The organism is Robiginitalea sp. (assembly GCF_982776155.1).
The window spans coordinates 290,568-305,265 of the sequence record NZ_CEXZKX010000004.1 but is presented as its reverse complement, the minus strand read 5'-3'; the positions used below and the strand labels follow the sequence as shown (position 1 = coordinate 305,265).

9 protein-coding genes and 1 tRNA gene are annotated in these 14,698 nt (G+C 56.7%); 6 read left to right on the top strand and 4 right to left on the bottom strand.

Annotated features, from left to right (window positions below):
- Positions 1-59: 59 nt before the first annotated feature.
- Both AC3DKS_RS09070 and AC3DKS_RS09065 read right to left on the bottom strand, forming a co-directional pair.
- Positions 60-1,127, bottom strand: a complete 1,068-nt coding sequence (locus AC3DKS_RS09070; RefSeq protein ID WP_041327294.1) for a sugar phosphate isomerase/epimerase family protein — start codon at positions 1,125-1,127, stop codon at positions 60-62.
- A 44-nt stretch (positions 1,128-1,171) separates the two neighbouring features.
- Positions 1,172-1,918, bottom strand: a complete 747-nt coding sequence (locus AC3DKS_RS09065; RefSeq protein WP_041327293.1) for an SDR family NAD(P)-dependent oxidoreductase — start codon at positions 1,916-1,918, stop codon at positions 1,172-1,174.
- A 190-nt stretch (positions 1,919-2,108) separates the two neighbouring features.
- Between AC3DKS_RS09065 and AC3DKS_RS09060 the strand changes: the two genes are divergently transcribed.
- The 5 genes from AC3DKS_RS09060 to AC3DKS_RS09040 all read left to right on the top strand — a co-directional run bounded on the left by AC3DKS_RS09060 (position 2,109) and on the right by AC3DKS_RS09040 (position 9,131).
- Entirely contained in the window at positions 2,109-3,860 is a 1,752-nt protein-coding gene (locus AC3DKS_RS09060; protein ID WP_272607740.1) for an IlvD/Edd family dehydratase, read from the top strand.
- Between the two features lie 30 nt (positions 3,861-3,890).
- Positions 3,891-5,228 (top strand): GntP family permease, encoded by a 1,338-nt coding sequence (locus AC3DKS_RS09055; RefSeq protein WP_272607741.1) that lies wholly within the window; start codon positions 3,891-3,893, stop codon positions 5,226-5,228.
- Positions 5,229-5,341: 113 nt separating this feature from the next.
- Complete coding sequence (locus tag AC3DKS_RS09050) at positions 5,342-7,906, top strand: DUF7133 domain-containing protein (RefSeq protein WP_272607742.1); 2,565 nt, start codon at positions 5,342-5,344, stop codon at positions 7,904-7,906.
- A gap of 214 nt (positions 7,907-8,120) precedes the next feature.
- Positions 8,121-8,194: transfer RNA gene (locus tag AC3DKS_RS09045), tRNA-Pro, on the top strand.
- A 274-nt stretch (positions 8,195-8,468) separates the two neighbouring features.
- Complete coding sequence (locus tag AC3DKS_RS09040; RefSeq protein WP_272607743.1) at positions 8,469-9,131, top strand: SDR family oxidoreductase; 663 nt, start codon at positions 8,469-8,471, stop codon at positions 9,129-9,131.
- Positions 9,132-9,293: 162 nt separating this feature from the next.
- Here the strand turns inward: AC3DKS_RS09040 and AC3DKS_RS09035 are convergent, their stop codons facing one another.
- Both AC3DKS_RS09035 and AC3DKS_RS09030 read right to left on the bottom strand, forming a co-directional pair.
- On the bottom strand, positions 9,294-11,570 hold the full coding sequence (locus tag AC3DKS_RS09035) for a hypothetical protein (protein WP_272607744.1): 2,277 nt from the start codon (positions 11,568-11,570) through the stop codon (positions 9,294-9,296).
- A 261-nt stretch (positions 11,571-11,831) separates the two neighbouring features.
- Complete coding sequence (locus tag AC3DKS_RS09030; protein ID WP_272607745.1) at positions 11,832-13,589, bottom strand: tetratricopeptide repeat protein; 1,758 nt, start codon at positions 13,587-13,589, stop codon at positions 11,832-11,834.
- Between the two features lie 155 nt (positions 13,590-13,744).
- Here AC3DKS_RS09030 and AC3DKS_RS09025 point away from each other — a divergent pair, with 155 nt between their 5' ends.
- A complete protein-coding gene (locus tag AC3DKS_RS09025; protein WP_272607746.1) occupies positions 13,745-14,608 on the top strand; it encodes a DUF808 domain-containing protein in 864 nt (287 codons plus the stop codon).
- Positions 14,609-14,698: the final 90 nt, after the last annotated feature.

The following is a 14,698-nucleotide window of genomic DNA, read 5'->3' as shown; positions in this document are numbered from 1 at the left end:
ATGTTTCTGCCATTGGTGTTGTTGAATTTAATTGGGTTGATAAATGTGTATTTCGTATTTCAGCTAAAGCCGTAAAGTTCCCGGGCCTTCACCAGGGATTCCCGGTTGTTGGCCACTTCCAGGGCCAGTTGGACGTCGTCCGAAAAGCCGGAAACCCGCGGGAGCGGTTGGCCCGTGTCGTGCTCGCGGATATGGTGCAGGAATTCTGCCAGTTCCGCCGGGCCGATCTGGTTAAAAGTGGCCCAGTATCCCGGGGTCAGGCAGGGGACTTCCAGCGGGTCGCGCGTTATCATTTCAAGGTTGAAGCGGACGGAGGGGTTTTCCTTCCGGATCCGGTTGATCATCCCCTGGAGATCCAGGTACCCTTCCCCGAGGGGGACTTCGGACAGCAGGAAGCCATCCGGGTATTCCTCCACCCCCATATCCTTTAAATGGACGGAGAAAGTATACGGGGCCAGGGCATCGACCACTTCCATCGGCCGTTCCAACAGGGCGATGTTGTTGCCCGTATCCAGGGTTACCCCAATCCATTCGCTGTCGAATTCCGACAGCAGGTTCAGCATTTCCCCGGCGCGCCAGTCCTTGTGGTTCTCCACCGCCAGTTTCACCCGGTGCTTCGCCGCAATGGGCTCCGCCCTCCGGATAGCTTCCCGGGATTCCCTGCGAAACTTTTCAAAGCTCTCCAGGTCGCTGAAGTTTTCGTATCGCCGCCCCGAGAGGCAAACCGTGCGAAAAATTCGCACCCCGGCGTCCTTGCCGGCCCTGATTTCTTTTTCAAACCGATCCGCATCTGCATCGTCCCGGGGCAGGCGGATCTGTCCTTCCACAAACATCCCCAGGGACTCCTGCCGGTTTCGGACCTCGCGGACCATCTCCCGGTCCCAGCCCCGGACGTTTACCTGTACGCCCCCAAAACCCAGGGCATGGCAGTGGTCCATCATTTCCAGGGCGGATTCAAATGGCGGGAAGGCCGTGCTCGGCAGGTCCCGGTACCAGCGCATATAGTAGCCCGCCTCGGCCACCCCAAACCGGTTGTCGGACCCCGCCGTCAGAAACGACGGGAAAACGGGCATCGAAAGGGCGATCCCGGTAGTGGCTGTACGTTTTAAAAATGTCCTGCGTTCCATAGTTTGTTTAATTAATTGCCCGGCGCGTTAGGTTTTGGCCGCGGTTAATACAACGCCCGGCCCCCGCTGAGGTCAAAGGTAAACCCGGTACTGAAACTGTTTTGGTCCGAGATGATATAGCAGGCGGCTTCCACAAATTCCTCCAGGGTACCGCAGCGCTTCATCGGGATTTTATCCGTCATGTACCGAATCTGCTCCTCGGGTTGCCTCTCCAATATGGGCGTCCGGATTACGGCCGGGGCAATGCCGTTGATCAGGATTCCCGATTCCGCATACTCTTTCCCCTGTACCTTGATCATCCCGATGACGGCCGCCTTCGCAGCCGAATAGGCAAGCATGCCTGCATTCCCGTCCTTGCCAGCAATACTGGCCACGTGCAGCACCCGGCCCGCACCCTGTTTCAACATCCAGGGGGCAACTGCCTTAAAGGTATTGAAGGACCCCAGGACATTGACTCCCAGGACGCGGTTAAAATCCCCGAAGTCCACCTCGTGGCTTTTTATCCCGGTCCTTCCCGTAATCCCGGCGCAATTCACCAGGATGTCAATCCCACCGGCCTGCCCGGCAAAATCCTCCACGGCCTTTTGGACCTCCCCGGGCTCAGTAACATCCAGGGCATACGTTTTGAAACGCCCGGCAGTCTCCCGGTATTCCGCGGTGAGCCCTTCCGGGTTATGGTCTATCAAACCCAGGTGTGTCCCCTCGTTCAGGAGGCGTCTGGCGAGTGCGAGCCCGAGGCCGCTGGCGGCCCCCGTAATCAGGGCCCGCTTGGTCTCCCATTTTGTTTCCATGTTCAGCAATTGTGCGATTCCGAATATACAAAAAGAAAATCCCCATTGTGGAATCCGCAGTTTTAAGTGTGTTGATAACAAATATCGTTGAGAATTTTGATGGATTTTAAAAAGATGATACTTTAACTGTTTAAAATTTACGAAAAAACAAATCGGACATGGCGTCCGGACCAATTCCAATTACGAGCAAATGGCAAAAGATTCCGACGAGAAAAAAAACGCCTCCGGCAAGCCCCTGAGGAGCGAAGACTGGTTTACCCCCGAAGATGAAATCCAGGGGTTCATCCACCGATCCTGGCTGCGCAACAAGGGCTACCCGGACGATTATTTCCGCAAGCGGCCCGTTATCGGGATCTGCAATACCTGGTCGGAACTGACCCCCTGCAACGGCCACCTGCGGGAATTTGCGGAGTATGTGAAGCGGGGCATCCTGGAGGCCGGGGGCGTACCCTTTGAGTTTCCCGTAACCAGTATGGGAGAGACGCTCATGCGGCCCACCGCCATGTTGTTCCGCAACCTGGCGAGTATGGATACCGAGGAGACCATCCGGGCCAACCCGCTGGACGGGGTGGTGCTGCTCACCGGCTGCGACAAGACCACCCCCTCCACCGTAATGGGGGCCTGTAGCGTGGACCTCCCCACAATAGTGGTCCCGGGCGGCCCGATGCTCAACGGGAAATACAAGGGGGAGCGGATCGGATCCGGCACCTTTTTGTGGTCGTTAAAAGACCGGTTTAAAAACCAGGGATTTACCGAGGAAGACCAGATAGAGGCAGAGATTTGCTCGGCCCGCTCCGCCGGGCACTGCATGACCATGGGGACGGCCTCGACCATGGCGTGTATGGTGGAGTCCCTGGGGCTCACCCTGCCGGGGGCCGCTGCAATCCCCGCCGTGGATGCCCGGAAACGCACCCTGGCCCAACTGTCCGGCAGACGCATTGTCGGGATGGTGCGGGAAGACCTCCGGCTGTCAAAAATCCTGACCCGGGAAGCCTTTGAAAATGCCATCAAATTAAACGCCGCCATCGGCGGTTCCACCAATTTCATCATCCACCTCACGGCCATCGCCAACCGGATCGGGGTAAAACTCGAACTCAAGGATTTCGATACCCTGGGCCGCAATATCCCCCTGCTGGTGAATTTGATGCCCTCGGGCAAATTCCTGATGGAAGACTTCTTCGATGCCGGCGGGCTGCCGGTGGTCATCAACCAGCTGCGGGACCAGTTGCACGCGGATGCACTGACGGTGAACGGGAACCCCATAGGGGAGAACAACCAGCACGCCGAGTGCTACAACCGGGAGGTCATCGCCCCCCTGGAGGAACCCTTCCTGGAGAACGCGGGTATTGCCGTGTTGTACGGAAACCTCTGCAAAGACGGCGCCGTGATCAAGCCTTCCGCAGCCACACCCAAACTGATGACCCACAAAGGCCGGGCCGTGGTATTTGAGACTATTGAAGAGTATCACGCCCGGGTAGACGACCCGGATCTGGAGATAGATGAAAACAGCATCATGGTCCTCAAGGGCGTCGGCCCGGTGGGCTACCCCGGGATGGCCGAGGTGGGCAATATGGACCTGCCCGTCAAACTCCTCAAGAAAGGCGTCACCGACATGGTGCGCATTTCCGACGGCCGCATGAGCGGCACGGCCTACGGGACGGTGGTCCTCCACGTATCGCCCGAATCCTCCATTGGCGGCGTGCTGGGCCTGGTGGAAACCGGAGATACGATTGTGCTGGACGTGCCCAACCGGACGCTCCACCTGGAGGTGGACGACGCGGAACTGGAGAAACGCCGGCAGGCCTGGAAGCCCCCGAAACCCCATACGGACCGGGGTTACGTCAAATTGTATACCTCCACCGTGCAACAGGCCCACCTGGGTGCCGACCTGGATTTCCTCGTCGGGAAATCCGGGGACAAGGTCAACCGGGAATCCCATTAAACCAATAGATAACAAACGATACCAAACCACATGATAGCCATCCTCCTGTTGCTGCTCAGCGTCGTGCTGATCATCCTGATGACCGCCAAGTTCAATGTCCACCCCTTCCTGGCCCTGCTGGGGGCGGCCCTGTTTTTCGGCCTGTTCTCGGACATGTCCCTGCAAATGGTCATCCAGTCCATCAATGACGGGTTCGGGGGCACCCTCGGGAAAATCGGGATCGTCATCGTGCTGGGGGTGATCATCGGCGCCTTTTTGGAACACTCCGGGGGCGCTTTTAAGCTCGCCGAGATCATCCTGAAGATCATCGGCCGCAAGCGGGTACATGCTGCCATGGGGATCGTCGGGTTTATCGTCTCCATCCCCGTATTTGCGGACAGCGGCTTTATCATCCTGAACCCGCTGAATAAAAGCCTCACCAAGCGGGCCAAACTCTCCATTGTCGGGACGGCCACCGCCCTGATCCTCGGGTTGATGATCTCCCACGTACTGGTGCCGCCCACCCCGGGGCCCATTGCGGCAGCCGGGATCATTGGGGCCGACGTGGGCCTGGTGATGCTCGTAGGCCTGATTATCGGCGGGTTGGCCCTGGTACTGGCGGTTATCTTATGCAAAAAACTGGGCGAACGCTATTACATCGATCCAAATCCGGATATAGACGAGGCGGAAATCCAGGAGAAAATCAAGCAGGCGCCTTCTGCCCTGAAATCCTTCCTGCCGATACTGGTCCCGATTGTGCTCATCGTGGGCAAGTCCCTGCTCGAGTTCAACCTGCCGGAAGGCCAGGAGGGAGCCGCCTGGGTACGCCTGATGCTCTTTATCGGGGAACCCGTGGTGGCCTTGTTAATCGGGATGCTCATCTCCTTCCTGTTGCCCAAAAAATTCGACCGCAAGCTGCTCTCCACCTCCGGCTGGGTCGGCAAGGCCATGGGGGACGCTTCGAATATCATCCTCATTACGGGCGCCGGTGGGATCTTCGGCACCATCCTGCAAAACAGCGGGATAGCCGGTACGCTGGCGGATTCGCTCTCCACGGCAAACCTGGGGATCTGGCTGCCCTTCCTGCTCTGTGCCGCCATCAAAACAGCCCAGGGCTCCTCCACGGTGGCCCTGATTACCACAGCCTCCATCATCGCGCCCATGCTCGGGTCCCTGGGCTTCGAGACAGCCATCGACAAGGCACTTGTGGTCTCCGCCATTGGGGCGGGCGCCATGGTGGTGTCCCATGCCAACGACAGCGGATTCTGGATTCTCACCCAGTTCTCCGGCATCGATGTCAAAACCGGATATCGGGTATATACGCTTGGGACCCTGGTGGTAGGGACTTTTGCGGCCCTGCTCGTATTTGCAGCTTCTTTTATTTTATAACCCGATGGATGATGCCTTGTAACCCGCCCGGAAGCCGACTCGTAAAATTCCCGCCCACCTCCCGGGGCCGGGCAACCGGGTGGGTTTTGGCGGGCACCTGCATTTTCCTGGCAATGACATCCTGCGCATCGGATCCGGAGGGGGTGGAACCATCGCCCCCGCTCAGCCCCGAAGAGGCCATGGAAAGCTTTGAGCTCGCAGACCCGGGGCTCCGCGTGGAGCTGGTGGCCTCGGAGCCCCTGGTGCAGGACCCGGTAGCCATCACCTTCGACGCCGGGGGCCGCCTCTGGGTGGTGGAAATGCTGGGTTTTATGCAGGATATTGAAGGAACGGGGGAGCAGGACCCGGTGGGACGCGTATCCGTGCTATTCGATGACGACGGGGACGGGCAGATGGACCGGCGGACGATATTCCTGGACAGCCTGGTACTGCCCCGGGCAGTGGGCCTGGTAGACGGTGGCGTACTGGTTGCCGAAAGCATCCCCCTGTGGTTTGCAGAGGATTTGGATGGGGATTTTGTGGCCGACCGGAAAACCCTGGTGGATTCCGCCTATGGGGGGAGCGGCATGCCCGAACACTCCGCCAACGGGTTGTGGCGCGGTATGGATAACTGGATCTACAACGCAAAATCCCAGTACCGCTACCGCCGCGAAGGCGGGGAGTGGATCAAGGACGAAACGGAATTCCGCGGGCAATGGGGCATTGCCCACGACAATGCAGGCCGCCTGGTATATAATTACAACTGGTCGCAACTGCATGCAGACCTGGTACCGCCCAACAGCCTGGACGACAACCCGAACCACACCCCGGGCAGCGGCATCGACCACGGCCTGACCCTGGACCGGACCATTTTCCCGATCCGGAGCAATACGGCGGTAAATCGGGGCTATGTGCCCGGGACGCTGGACGCAGAAGGCAGGCTGCTGGAGTTCGCTTCGGCCTGCGGCCCGCTGATCTACCGGGGGGATGCGCTCCCGGAATCCTATCAGGGGGATGCCTTTGTCTGCGAACCCACGGCCAACCTGATCAAACAAAATGATATCGTGGAAAGCGGCTTTATGCTGGAGGCGCAGCCCACCTATCCGGACCGGGAATTCCTGGCCTCCACGGACGAGCGGTTCCGGCCCATTTCCCTGGCCCCGGGCCCGGACGGTGCCCTGTACGTCGTGGATATGTATAAAGGGATTATCCAGCACGGGCCCTATATGACGGAGTACCTGCGGGAAGTCACCCTGGATCGGAAACTGGACCAGCCCGTCCACATGGGCAGGATCTGGCGGATAACCCGCGAAAATTCCGGGGGTGGCAGCGAAGGGGAAAGTGCCGCGGGAATCAATCGGGCGAAAGTTCCGCTGGATCAACTGGATCTCGTTGCCCTGGTGGGCATGCTGGACAGCCCGGACGGCTGGACCCGCGATACGGCCCAGCGGCTGCTGGTGGCCTGGGGTCATTCTCCCGGGGGCGGGGATGGAGCCAATCAGGCCCGTGGCGGGAATAAGAAATTATCTGAAGGCGCAACCCCGGTTGCAACGGCTCTCAGGGAGATGGCCAATCAGGGGTCATCCCTGGGGCAACTGCACGCCCTCTGGACGCTGGAAGGGATGGGCTGGCGCGATCCGGAGGTGTACCTGGAGGCGCTTAATTCGAACCACCCGGTGGTGGTACAGGCTGCCCTGCGAATCCTGGAACCGATTTGCCGGGAAGACCGCACCGTCCGGGAGGCGGTCGGGCGATTTGTCCAATCCGAATTCGCCGGGGCTTCGCCCCTCGTTCAAATGCAGATGGTCCTGGCAGGCGATGCGCTTGACGCGGATGTGGCGCTGCCGGCCACCCGCCATTTCCTGGAGGACTACGGGGAGCTACCGGTGGCCCGGGATGTCGCCATGAGCAGCCTGGAAGGAAGGGAAATGGAATTGTTCGAACAACTGCTCGCCAACCGGGGCGATTCCCCGGGGGTCCAGCACGAGGAGATATTTGCCGAAATGCTGGTCACCGCAATCGTCAATTCCCGAAAAACCCGGGATATCCGACATTTGCTGGCCGTTGCCCGGGATGCCCACGGAGACTGGCTCCGCAGCACCGTGGTCCAGGGGATGCTCAATGCCCGGGAGCACGATTCCCTGCCGGCCATCGCCCTGCCAGAAAATCCGACCTTGTTTGAAGCCGCGGATACCGACCCACTGGTGGCCGCCTTACAGCATCGGTTTACCTGGCCCGGGAAACCGGATATTGAACCCGAACCCTCCGGCGCTTCCTTTGAAATCGACCCGGAGCAAATGGCCCTGGGCCGGCAACAATACCTGAACCTGTGCGCCAATTGCCACGGGACCAAAGGGGAGGGGATGCGCCGGTTTGCGCCGCCCCTGAAGGATTCCGAATGGGTCAACGGGGAGGATTATAAATTGGCCATGATCCTGTTGCACGGGATGGAGGGTCCCGTTGAGGTAGGCGGCAAACGATACGACATCCCGGACATCCTCCCGAGTATGCCTTCTTTTTCCACCCTTCAGGACCGGGATATCGCGGCAATCGCCACCTATATTCGCAATGCCTGGGGACACAGTAACCAACCTGTCAGCCGGGGGAGGGTCACCGGGATCCGCTTCCGGACCCAGGGGAAGATCCGGCCCTGGACGGCCGGGGAACTGGACACCTTGCAATTTTCCCTTTCCGATTGAAGCGGGCCGCATGTGGCGCGCATATTTTTACCCCGGATTACGCCGGGGAAATCTTAAGATTATTTTATATTTGCAAGCCGAAAGAAATCCCAGGCTGGTTTTCTTTCGTTTTTTACCAACGAGGTCTGAGTTTTTGAGAAGCCAAAGGCCGCGCGCCGGCTGGCTCCTCGCGGAAAATGTCCACTGGACTTTTTCTTTTCGCTCGGCCCCGGTCCGGGATGTAGTTCAGCCTGGTAGAATACACGCATGGGGTGCGTGTGGTCGCTGGTTCGAATCCAGTCATCCCGACGAAGCAAACCCCGACGGAGAATCCGTCGGGGTTTTGTATTTCAAAGCCCCGCGGAGAGCTCGCTTTCCAAAGGGGCGTGAAATACAAAACCGAGCAGCGCAAAGCGCTGTCGGGGTTTGCTTCAGTTACTCCCACCTCTGGATCACGCGAGTGCCAGCGAGCGTAATCCAGCCGCCAGGCTTACCCGACTGCCGGAGTAAAACCATTAAAAGATTCATGGATAAAGCCTGCCGGGGCGGGATTAAATGGCGATACTTCTAAAAAAAGAAAGAAATGGAAGTATTAGTTATAGGAGCCAACGGAAAAATCGGCAGGATGGTTTGCGATAAACTCAAGAATTCAGAAAAGCATAACCCCATCGCTTTTATCCGAAAGGAAGAGCAGCGCTCGTATTTTGAGGATAAGGGCATCCAGGTAGCAGTAGAGAGCCTGGAAAATTCGCCCGAAGCCCTGGAGCATGTCATTAAGAACCATGACGCCGTTGTATTCACAGCCGGCTCAGGCGGGAAAACCGGTCCGGGCAAAACCATGGAGATCGACCTGGATGGGGCCATCAAAACCATAGAGGCGGCCCAAAAACATCGCGTAAAACGTTTTGTGATGGTGAGCGCCTCCCATGCCGATGACCGCTCGTCATGGGGCGAATCGGACGGGATGAAGCCTTATTACATCGCCAAGCACTACGCCGATGAGGCCCTGAAACGGAGCCAACTAAATTATACCATCCTAAGACCCGTGCAATTGACGGATGAAGACTCGCCCGGCAAGGTTACCATGTCCGTAGATCCGGGAAAGGTGAGCAGCCAGATTCCCAGGAAGGCCGTAGCCGAAACCATCCTCCAGGTCCTGGAAAATAAAAAGACGTACGGGAAAACCATCGAGATGAGCTCCGGCGGGGAGGAAATACCGGCTGCCATTGAAAAGGTAACTTCCTGAGAAAGCCCCAACCCTGGATCACGCGAACGCCAGGGAGCATAATCCAGCCGGCCTCAGGTTGTAGATTTAACAACTTGAGGCCGGCTGTTTTATTGATTACCACGCGTGTTTCGCAGCCTTCTCCTGTTTATGGGGGCAGTCCCGGGCAACGGGTCCGCCTGACTATTTCATCCGACCCATCAGCTTGGCATATTCTTCTGTAGCCGTACAGCCGCCTACTTCCAGGCGGGCATTTGAAATCAACTGGTCGCCACTGAAGATATTGAAAGCGCCAACTTCCTTTTCCTCGCCATTGATGAACATGAAGTGACGGAATTCCCGGGTAGCGTGGTTGAATTCAAACCCCACGTCGCCGATGCCTTCCGTGAGCTCAGAAACACAAGCTTCCACATTGTTTTTCAGGTTTTCCAACTCCTCCAGTACCGGCAATTCGTCTACGAGCTGTTGTGCATCGAACCGGATGCCATCCGCCTCGGCAATGTATTGTACATTGTCCGCCGCCTCCAGGATTTTGTCTACCTCGCTGGAGCTCAGGATGGTCTTAGTAACTCGGATGGTACGGTTGGCCGTGAGTTTCCACGCGGAGCCGCACCCGAATGTTTTACTGCCGTGTTCGATTTTTACCGTCACGCTCTTATCGATCCGCTTGAGACCGGCCAGGTCGCGCAGGGCGTCCTCCAACGCGGCCCGGGTCTGGGCGTTGTCATTGGAATTAGCCACGGCTTCCTCGAGCCGGTCCAGGGCGTCCCGGTAGGGCTTGACCAGGCCTTTTACCTTGGAATCGATATTGTCGTCGCACAGGACCCGGTTGTGTTCCTTCAATATTTTATCCGCCTCTTCCCGTCCGCTTTCTATCCCGTCATCCACCGCATCGTCAATGGCATCCCTGGCCCGGTCGATAATGGCCGGCATGGCCGTCCGAAGCCCCCGCAGGCTCAGCTCAAATTCATAGGCTTCATTGGCGGCCTCCAGATCCTCCAGGGCCTGTTCCGTCAATGCGATGGCATCGTCAATTTGCTTTGTAACCATCTCCGGGATCCCGGAAGCAAAATTCTCGGGCGGACTGGCTATTAAACGAGTCTGCTCTTTGGTAAATTCGGCATGGGCCGACCACTGTGCATCATCGATGGTCACCTGCCCGTCCAGGGTAAGCGCCTCATTATCTGCCTGCAGGGTCCCTTCCAGGCCCTGCTTCCCGGAGGGCATTTCCACTTCAAACCCGCCCGAGAGGCCGATTTCGAATTTCCCGGTCTGGTCGGCATACCCGCTTGTTTTGAGTTGTCCCCCGGGCTTTACCGGGATCATTTCCGGCCACCAGCTCAAATCCGGATCCACCCAACCGTTGACAAATGCTTTGGCCAGTAGCGTGCCGTCCGTGCCGGCTTCGGCCACTACGGCCGTACTGCCCGCCCCGATGGGGAACCCGAAGGATATAAAGGAGGTGATGTCCAGGGTAAATTCTAATTCCCCATTGATGCCCATGCGGTAATCGTAGGTCAGGTCGCTTTCCAGCAGCTCCTCGAGGAATATCGAGCCGCTGAACCCCTTAGTTTCGTATCGCAACCCGCTGGCTTCGAATACATTCCAGAAGGGGAAGGTACCCCCGTAGACGCGATAGGCATCAAAGCGCACGATTTCCTCCAGCGGCTGTGTGGGTTCGTACAGCAGGTTACCCTTGTGCGAATAGCCGAAACTGCCCGTTACTATTTCCGAGCCGCTATCTCCGCCGTCCCCGCCGTCCCCGTCGTTCCCAAGGCCGCCATCCTTCCCCCTGGAGAAGAAAAACATGGGGTCCGAATAATCGGCGATGTAGGTGATATGCCCGCCAATGGGGGGTTTTACTGACAACGGCTTGGTAGCATCCGGATCGTCGTTCGTGGCTACTTTCATCTCAAAAGAGGCCGCGATGGCAAAAACAAAATAGGAGTGCTCATCCAGCAGCAGGATTTCAAAATCCCGGTTTTCATTCAGGAATGCCCCGCTAAAATATCCGATATCTGCGCGGAGGGGTTCGGTGAATTCAAAGTATCGCTTCGGGGAGGGGATTTGTACGGATCCGCTGATGCTTTTTAGCGAACCCTCTTCATCAAACCGCACGTCCAGGTTGGCATCCAGGAATTCAACCGATTCGCCGGATGCCGTTTCCATGGTCAGCGTTCCTTCCAGCAGGTAACCTTCTTCGGTCTCAGTAATATTGCCTTCCGGGGTGAGATCGTCACGTGTAAGCGCAAAAACCGTTTCTGCGGGGGGAGTGCCTGTACAGGCATCCGGGCATATGTCGGGGTTGCCGCATGGGTTGGTTTGGCAGGTATCCGTGCCGATAGGCTCCAGCGCGGTTTCCTTGCTGCAGGCAGCCAGGAGGAACGCTGCCAATAAAAAGAGGAGGATGCGGGGGGTAATGTTTGTGGTTTTCCAACCGGTGTTGTACTTGGCTTCCATAATGCTTTTGTTTTGTGGTGATACTTCTCCAGCTTGTTTGTGTGACTTACCCGGCCCGGATCAGAAACCCATACCCGGGCAAGACCACAAAACTGCTGTGTCAAATGCATGACAAGGCAAACCTAAGTCACTGATTATTAGGGCGAAAAAAAGCATGGGGGACGAAAAGGGGACAGGGTCCGGCAGGAGGGGGGACAAAAAGTGGACAGGGGGTGCAGGCCCCGTAAATAGAGGGCCCGGGGCGATGTAGTAAGGAGGTGGCTATAAGGACATGATGGCCGTATCCAGGGAATCGGCACGGGATAATTCCATTTTTTTCCGCAACCGGTGCCTCGCTTTTTTTACACCTTCGGCAGAAATATTCAGGATGCTGGCAATCTCCTTGGAAGAAAGGTTCATTTTTATCAAGGCCATCAGTCGCAATTCTGTCCGGGTTATCTCGGGGTATTTCTCGGTGGCCTTCCGCGCAAAATCCTTGTGTACGGCTTCAAAATACTGGGTGAAATTTTCCCAGGCCTTATCGTCCTGCTGGTCGGCGGAAATGGTCCGCAGGAGTGCTTTGTAGGCCGTACTGTTGTCTTCAGTTTCCTTAAGGGATTTGGCCTGTTGTTTCAGGTCTTCCAGGATTTCATTTTTCTTGGCCAGGTGCAGGGCGTGGGTGGTGAGTTCCTTCTTCTTGAAGGCCAGTTCGGCCTTGACCCGCTCCCGCTCCAGGCGGTTGCGTTTCATCTTCTGGCGCAAGGCATAATAGCCCAGGCCGGCAAAAAACAGGACAACGACCAGGCCGGAAATCAACCCGATCCGCTGCAGGCGGTCCGCCTTCTGTTTCTCCTGCAACAAGGCGATTTCCTGTTGTTGCATTTGGATTTCCTGCCGGTTTTTTTCCGATTCGTACTGGATTTCGAGCGCGCTTATCTTGTCCTGGTTCTTTTGGCTGAATATTGAATCATAAGCCGAAAAAAAGCGCGTATGGAACGCATACGCCTGGGGGATGTTGCCCAGTTTATCGAAGGACTCGGATATGCGCAGGTAGGTCTCCACAGCATCCAGGCTGTTGGATGGCTCAAAATAGCCCAGGCCGGTTTGGTAGCGTTCCAGTGCCAGCCTGTAATCCCCTTCCCTGAAATGGATATCCCCCAACCCGCGATGGGCCATACCCAATTCCCTGAGTTCTCCGGTTTCCCGGTTGATCTCCAGGGCTTTTTCCAGGTAGGTCCTGGCAGTGTTCAGCGAGTCCATTTTCAGGTAAACGGACGCCATGAGGTTGTATTGCTCCCCCAATTCGGTCTTTAGGTTTTCGGATTCAAAGTAAGGCAGGGCCTCCTGATACAGTTGCAGGGCTTCCCTGTAGTTGCCGGCCTCGGCCAGGTTGGTGGCCATGTTCGAACGGGTAATAGCCAGGCAATATTCCACCCCGGATTCCCCACAAATCGCCTCGACCCGGCGGTAATAGGTATTCGAAATTTCCAGATCGCCCAGTTCCGCATGGAGTTTGCCGATATTCATCAGGGCCGGAGCCAGGGCACTGCTTGGCTGGCCCAGTTGTTCACTGGTCCTCAATGCGTTCTGGAACGATTCCAGCGCCAGGCCGGGCTTGCCGAGGTACTTGTAGAAAATACCCAATGCATTGTAATTAACTGGCAGGTCTTGCCGGTTGCCTATTTCGCGGTTTACCTCAATAGCCAATTGGAGTTGGGCAGCACCTTCCTTATAATCCGATATGTAGTAGTGGTACCTTGCGCTGGATTCGTAAAGTCGGGCTTTCAGCGTGTCATTTTGAACCTGCGCATTGATTGCTGCCGCGGAATCCAGGTAGGCTTTGGCCGTCTGGATATCGTAGGCCCTCATGTTCAAAAAGATCTCCCTGTAGGTATAGGCACGCTCCAGGCCTTCCTGCTGCTCCAGAACCTGCTGCAAACTATCGAGAACCGGGTTATCGGTATGGGCAGGGAATTGGGCATATAAACCAAAATGCGCCAACAGGCCAATGCAACAAAAGAAGTGAAGGGTTCTTGTCATAGTCGTTGGATACCTAAATATAGGAAAAGGGAATAAAATTCCTTGCAAATGCTTACATCCCACGCAAAGGAAAAACGATCCATTTGAAGAATATACAGCCGGGCCCGTACCCGTTTTCTTAGTATTTTGCTCCCTAAATCAAAAATTATTGGAATATGGCATCCGGATTATTCGCCTTGCTGGACGATGTGGCAACCCTGATGGATGATGTGGCAACCATGACGAAGGTGGCCGCCAAGAAAACAGCGGGCATCCTGGGCGATGACCTGGCGGTGAATGCGGAAAAGTCCTCCGGATTTATCTCCTCCCGGGAATTGCCGGTGCTCTGGGCCATAACCAAGGGATCCTTCCTGAACAAAGTCATCATCCTGCCGGTGGCTTTTGTCCTGAGTGCTTTCCTGCCGGTGGCCGTCACGGTGATCCTGGTCATCGGGGCGTTTTACCTGGCCTACGAGGGGGCGGAAAAAATATACGAATACTTCTTCCCGCACCCCCATGCCAAAGAGGAAGTCCCTTTAAAGTACGCCTCCAAAAAGGAAATCCTGGCTTACGAAAAGGAAAAGATCAAATCGGCCGTGCTGACGGATTTCATCCTCTCCGTCGAGATTGTAATTATCGCTCTGGGGACGGTGGTGGAGGAGCCGCTGCTCACGCAAATCCTGGTTACCACGGCTATTGCCCTGCTGGCTACGGTGGGGGTCTACGGCATTGTGGCCCTGATTATCCGGATGGATGAATTTGGCCTGCGGCTCATTGACCTGAACGAACGGCAGGATAGTTTTTCGGACAAGGTCGGGAACCTGCTCGTACAGGCGCTTCCGTACGTGATTAAGAGCCTCGCCGTAATCGGGACCATTGCCCTGCTGCTGGTGGCGGGGGGCATCTTTACGCACAACCTGGATTTTATGCACGATTTCCTCCACTCCCTGCCCGCATTGCTCCGGGATTTTATAGTGGGCCTGTTGGCAGGTGCAGCCGTGTTACTCCTGGTGAAGGGCGTGGTAGCCGCCTGGAAATAAAAAAGGGGACCCGAGGCCCCCTTTTCTGCTTTGCAACATGTGTTAGACTGCTAGGAAAACCTGATGAGTTTCAATCCGGTAAACCTACGC

Excerpts from the sequence above, each read along its gene's own strand:
- AC3DKS_RS09070 (WP_041327294.1), bottom strand. The coding sequence starts at position 1,127 with ATGGAACGCAGGACATTTTTAAAACGTACAGCCACTACCGGGATCGCC.
- AC3DKS_RS09065 (WP_041327293.1), bottom strand. The coding sequence starts at position 1,918 with ATGGAAACAAAATGGGAGACCAAGCGGGCCCTGATTACGGGGGCCGCC.
- AC3DKS_RS09060 (WP_272607740.1), top strand. The coding sequence starts at position 2,109 with ATGGCAAAAGATTCCGACGAGAAAAAAAACGCCTCCGGCAAGCCCCTG.
- AC3DKS_RS09055 (WP_272607741.1), top strand. The coding sequence starts at position 3,891 with ATGATAGCCATCCTCCTGTTGCTGCTCAGCGTCGTGCTGATCATCCTG.
- AC3DKS_RS09050 (WP_272607742.1), top strand. The coding sequence starts at position 5,342 with ATGACATCCTGCGCATCGGATCCGGAGGGGGTGGAACCATCGCCCCCG.
- AC3DKS_RS09040 (WP_272607743.1), top strand. The coding sequence starts at position 8,469 with ATGGAAGTATTAGTTATAGGAGCCAACGGAAAAATCGGCAGGATGGTT.
- AC3DKS_RS09035 (WP_272607744.1), bottom strand. The coding sequence starts at position 11,570 with ATGGAAGCCAAGTACAACACCGGTTGGAAAACCACAAACATTACCCCC.
- AC3DKS_RS09030 (WP_272607745.1), bottom strand. The coding sequence starts at position 13,589 with ATGACAAGAACCCTTCACTTCTTTTGTTGCATTGGCCTGTTGGCGCAT.
- AC3DKS_RS09025 (WP_272607746.1), top strand. The coding sequence starts at position 13,745 with ATGGCATCCGGATTATTCGCCTTGCTGGACGATGTGGCAACCCTGATG.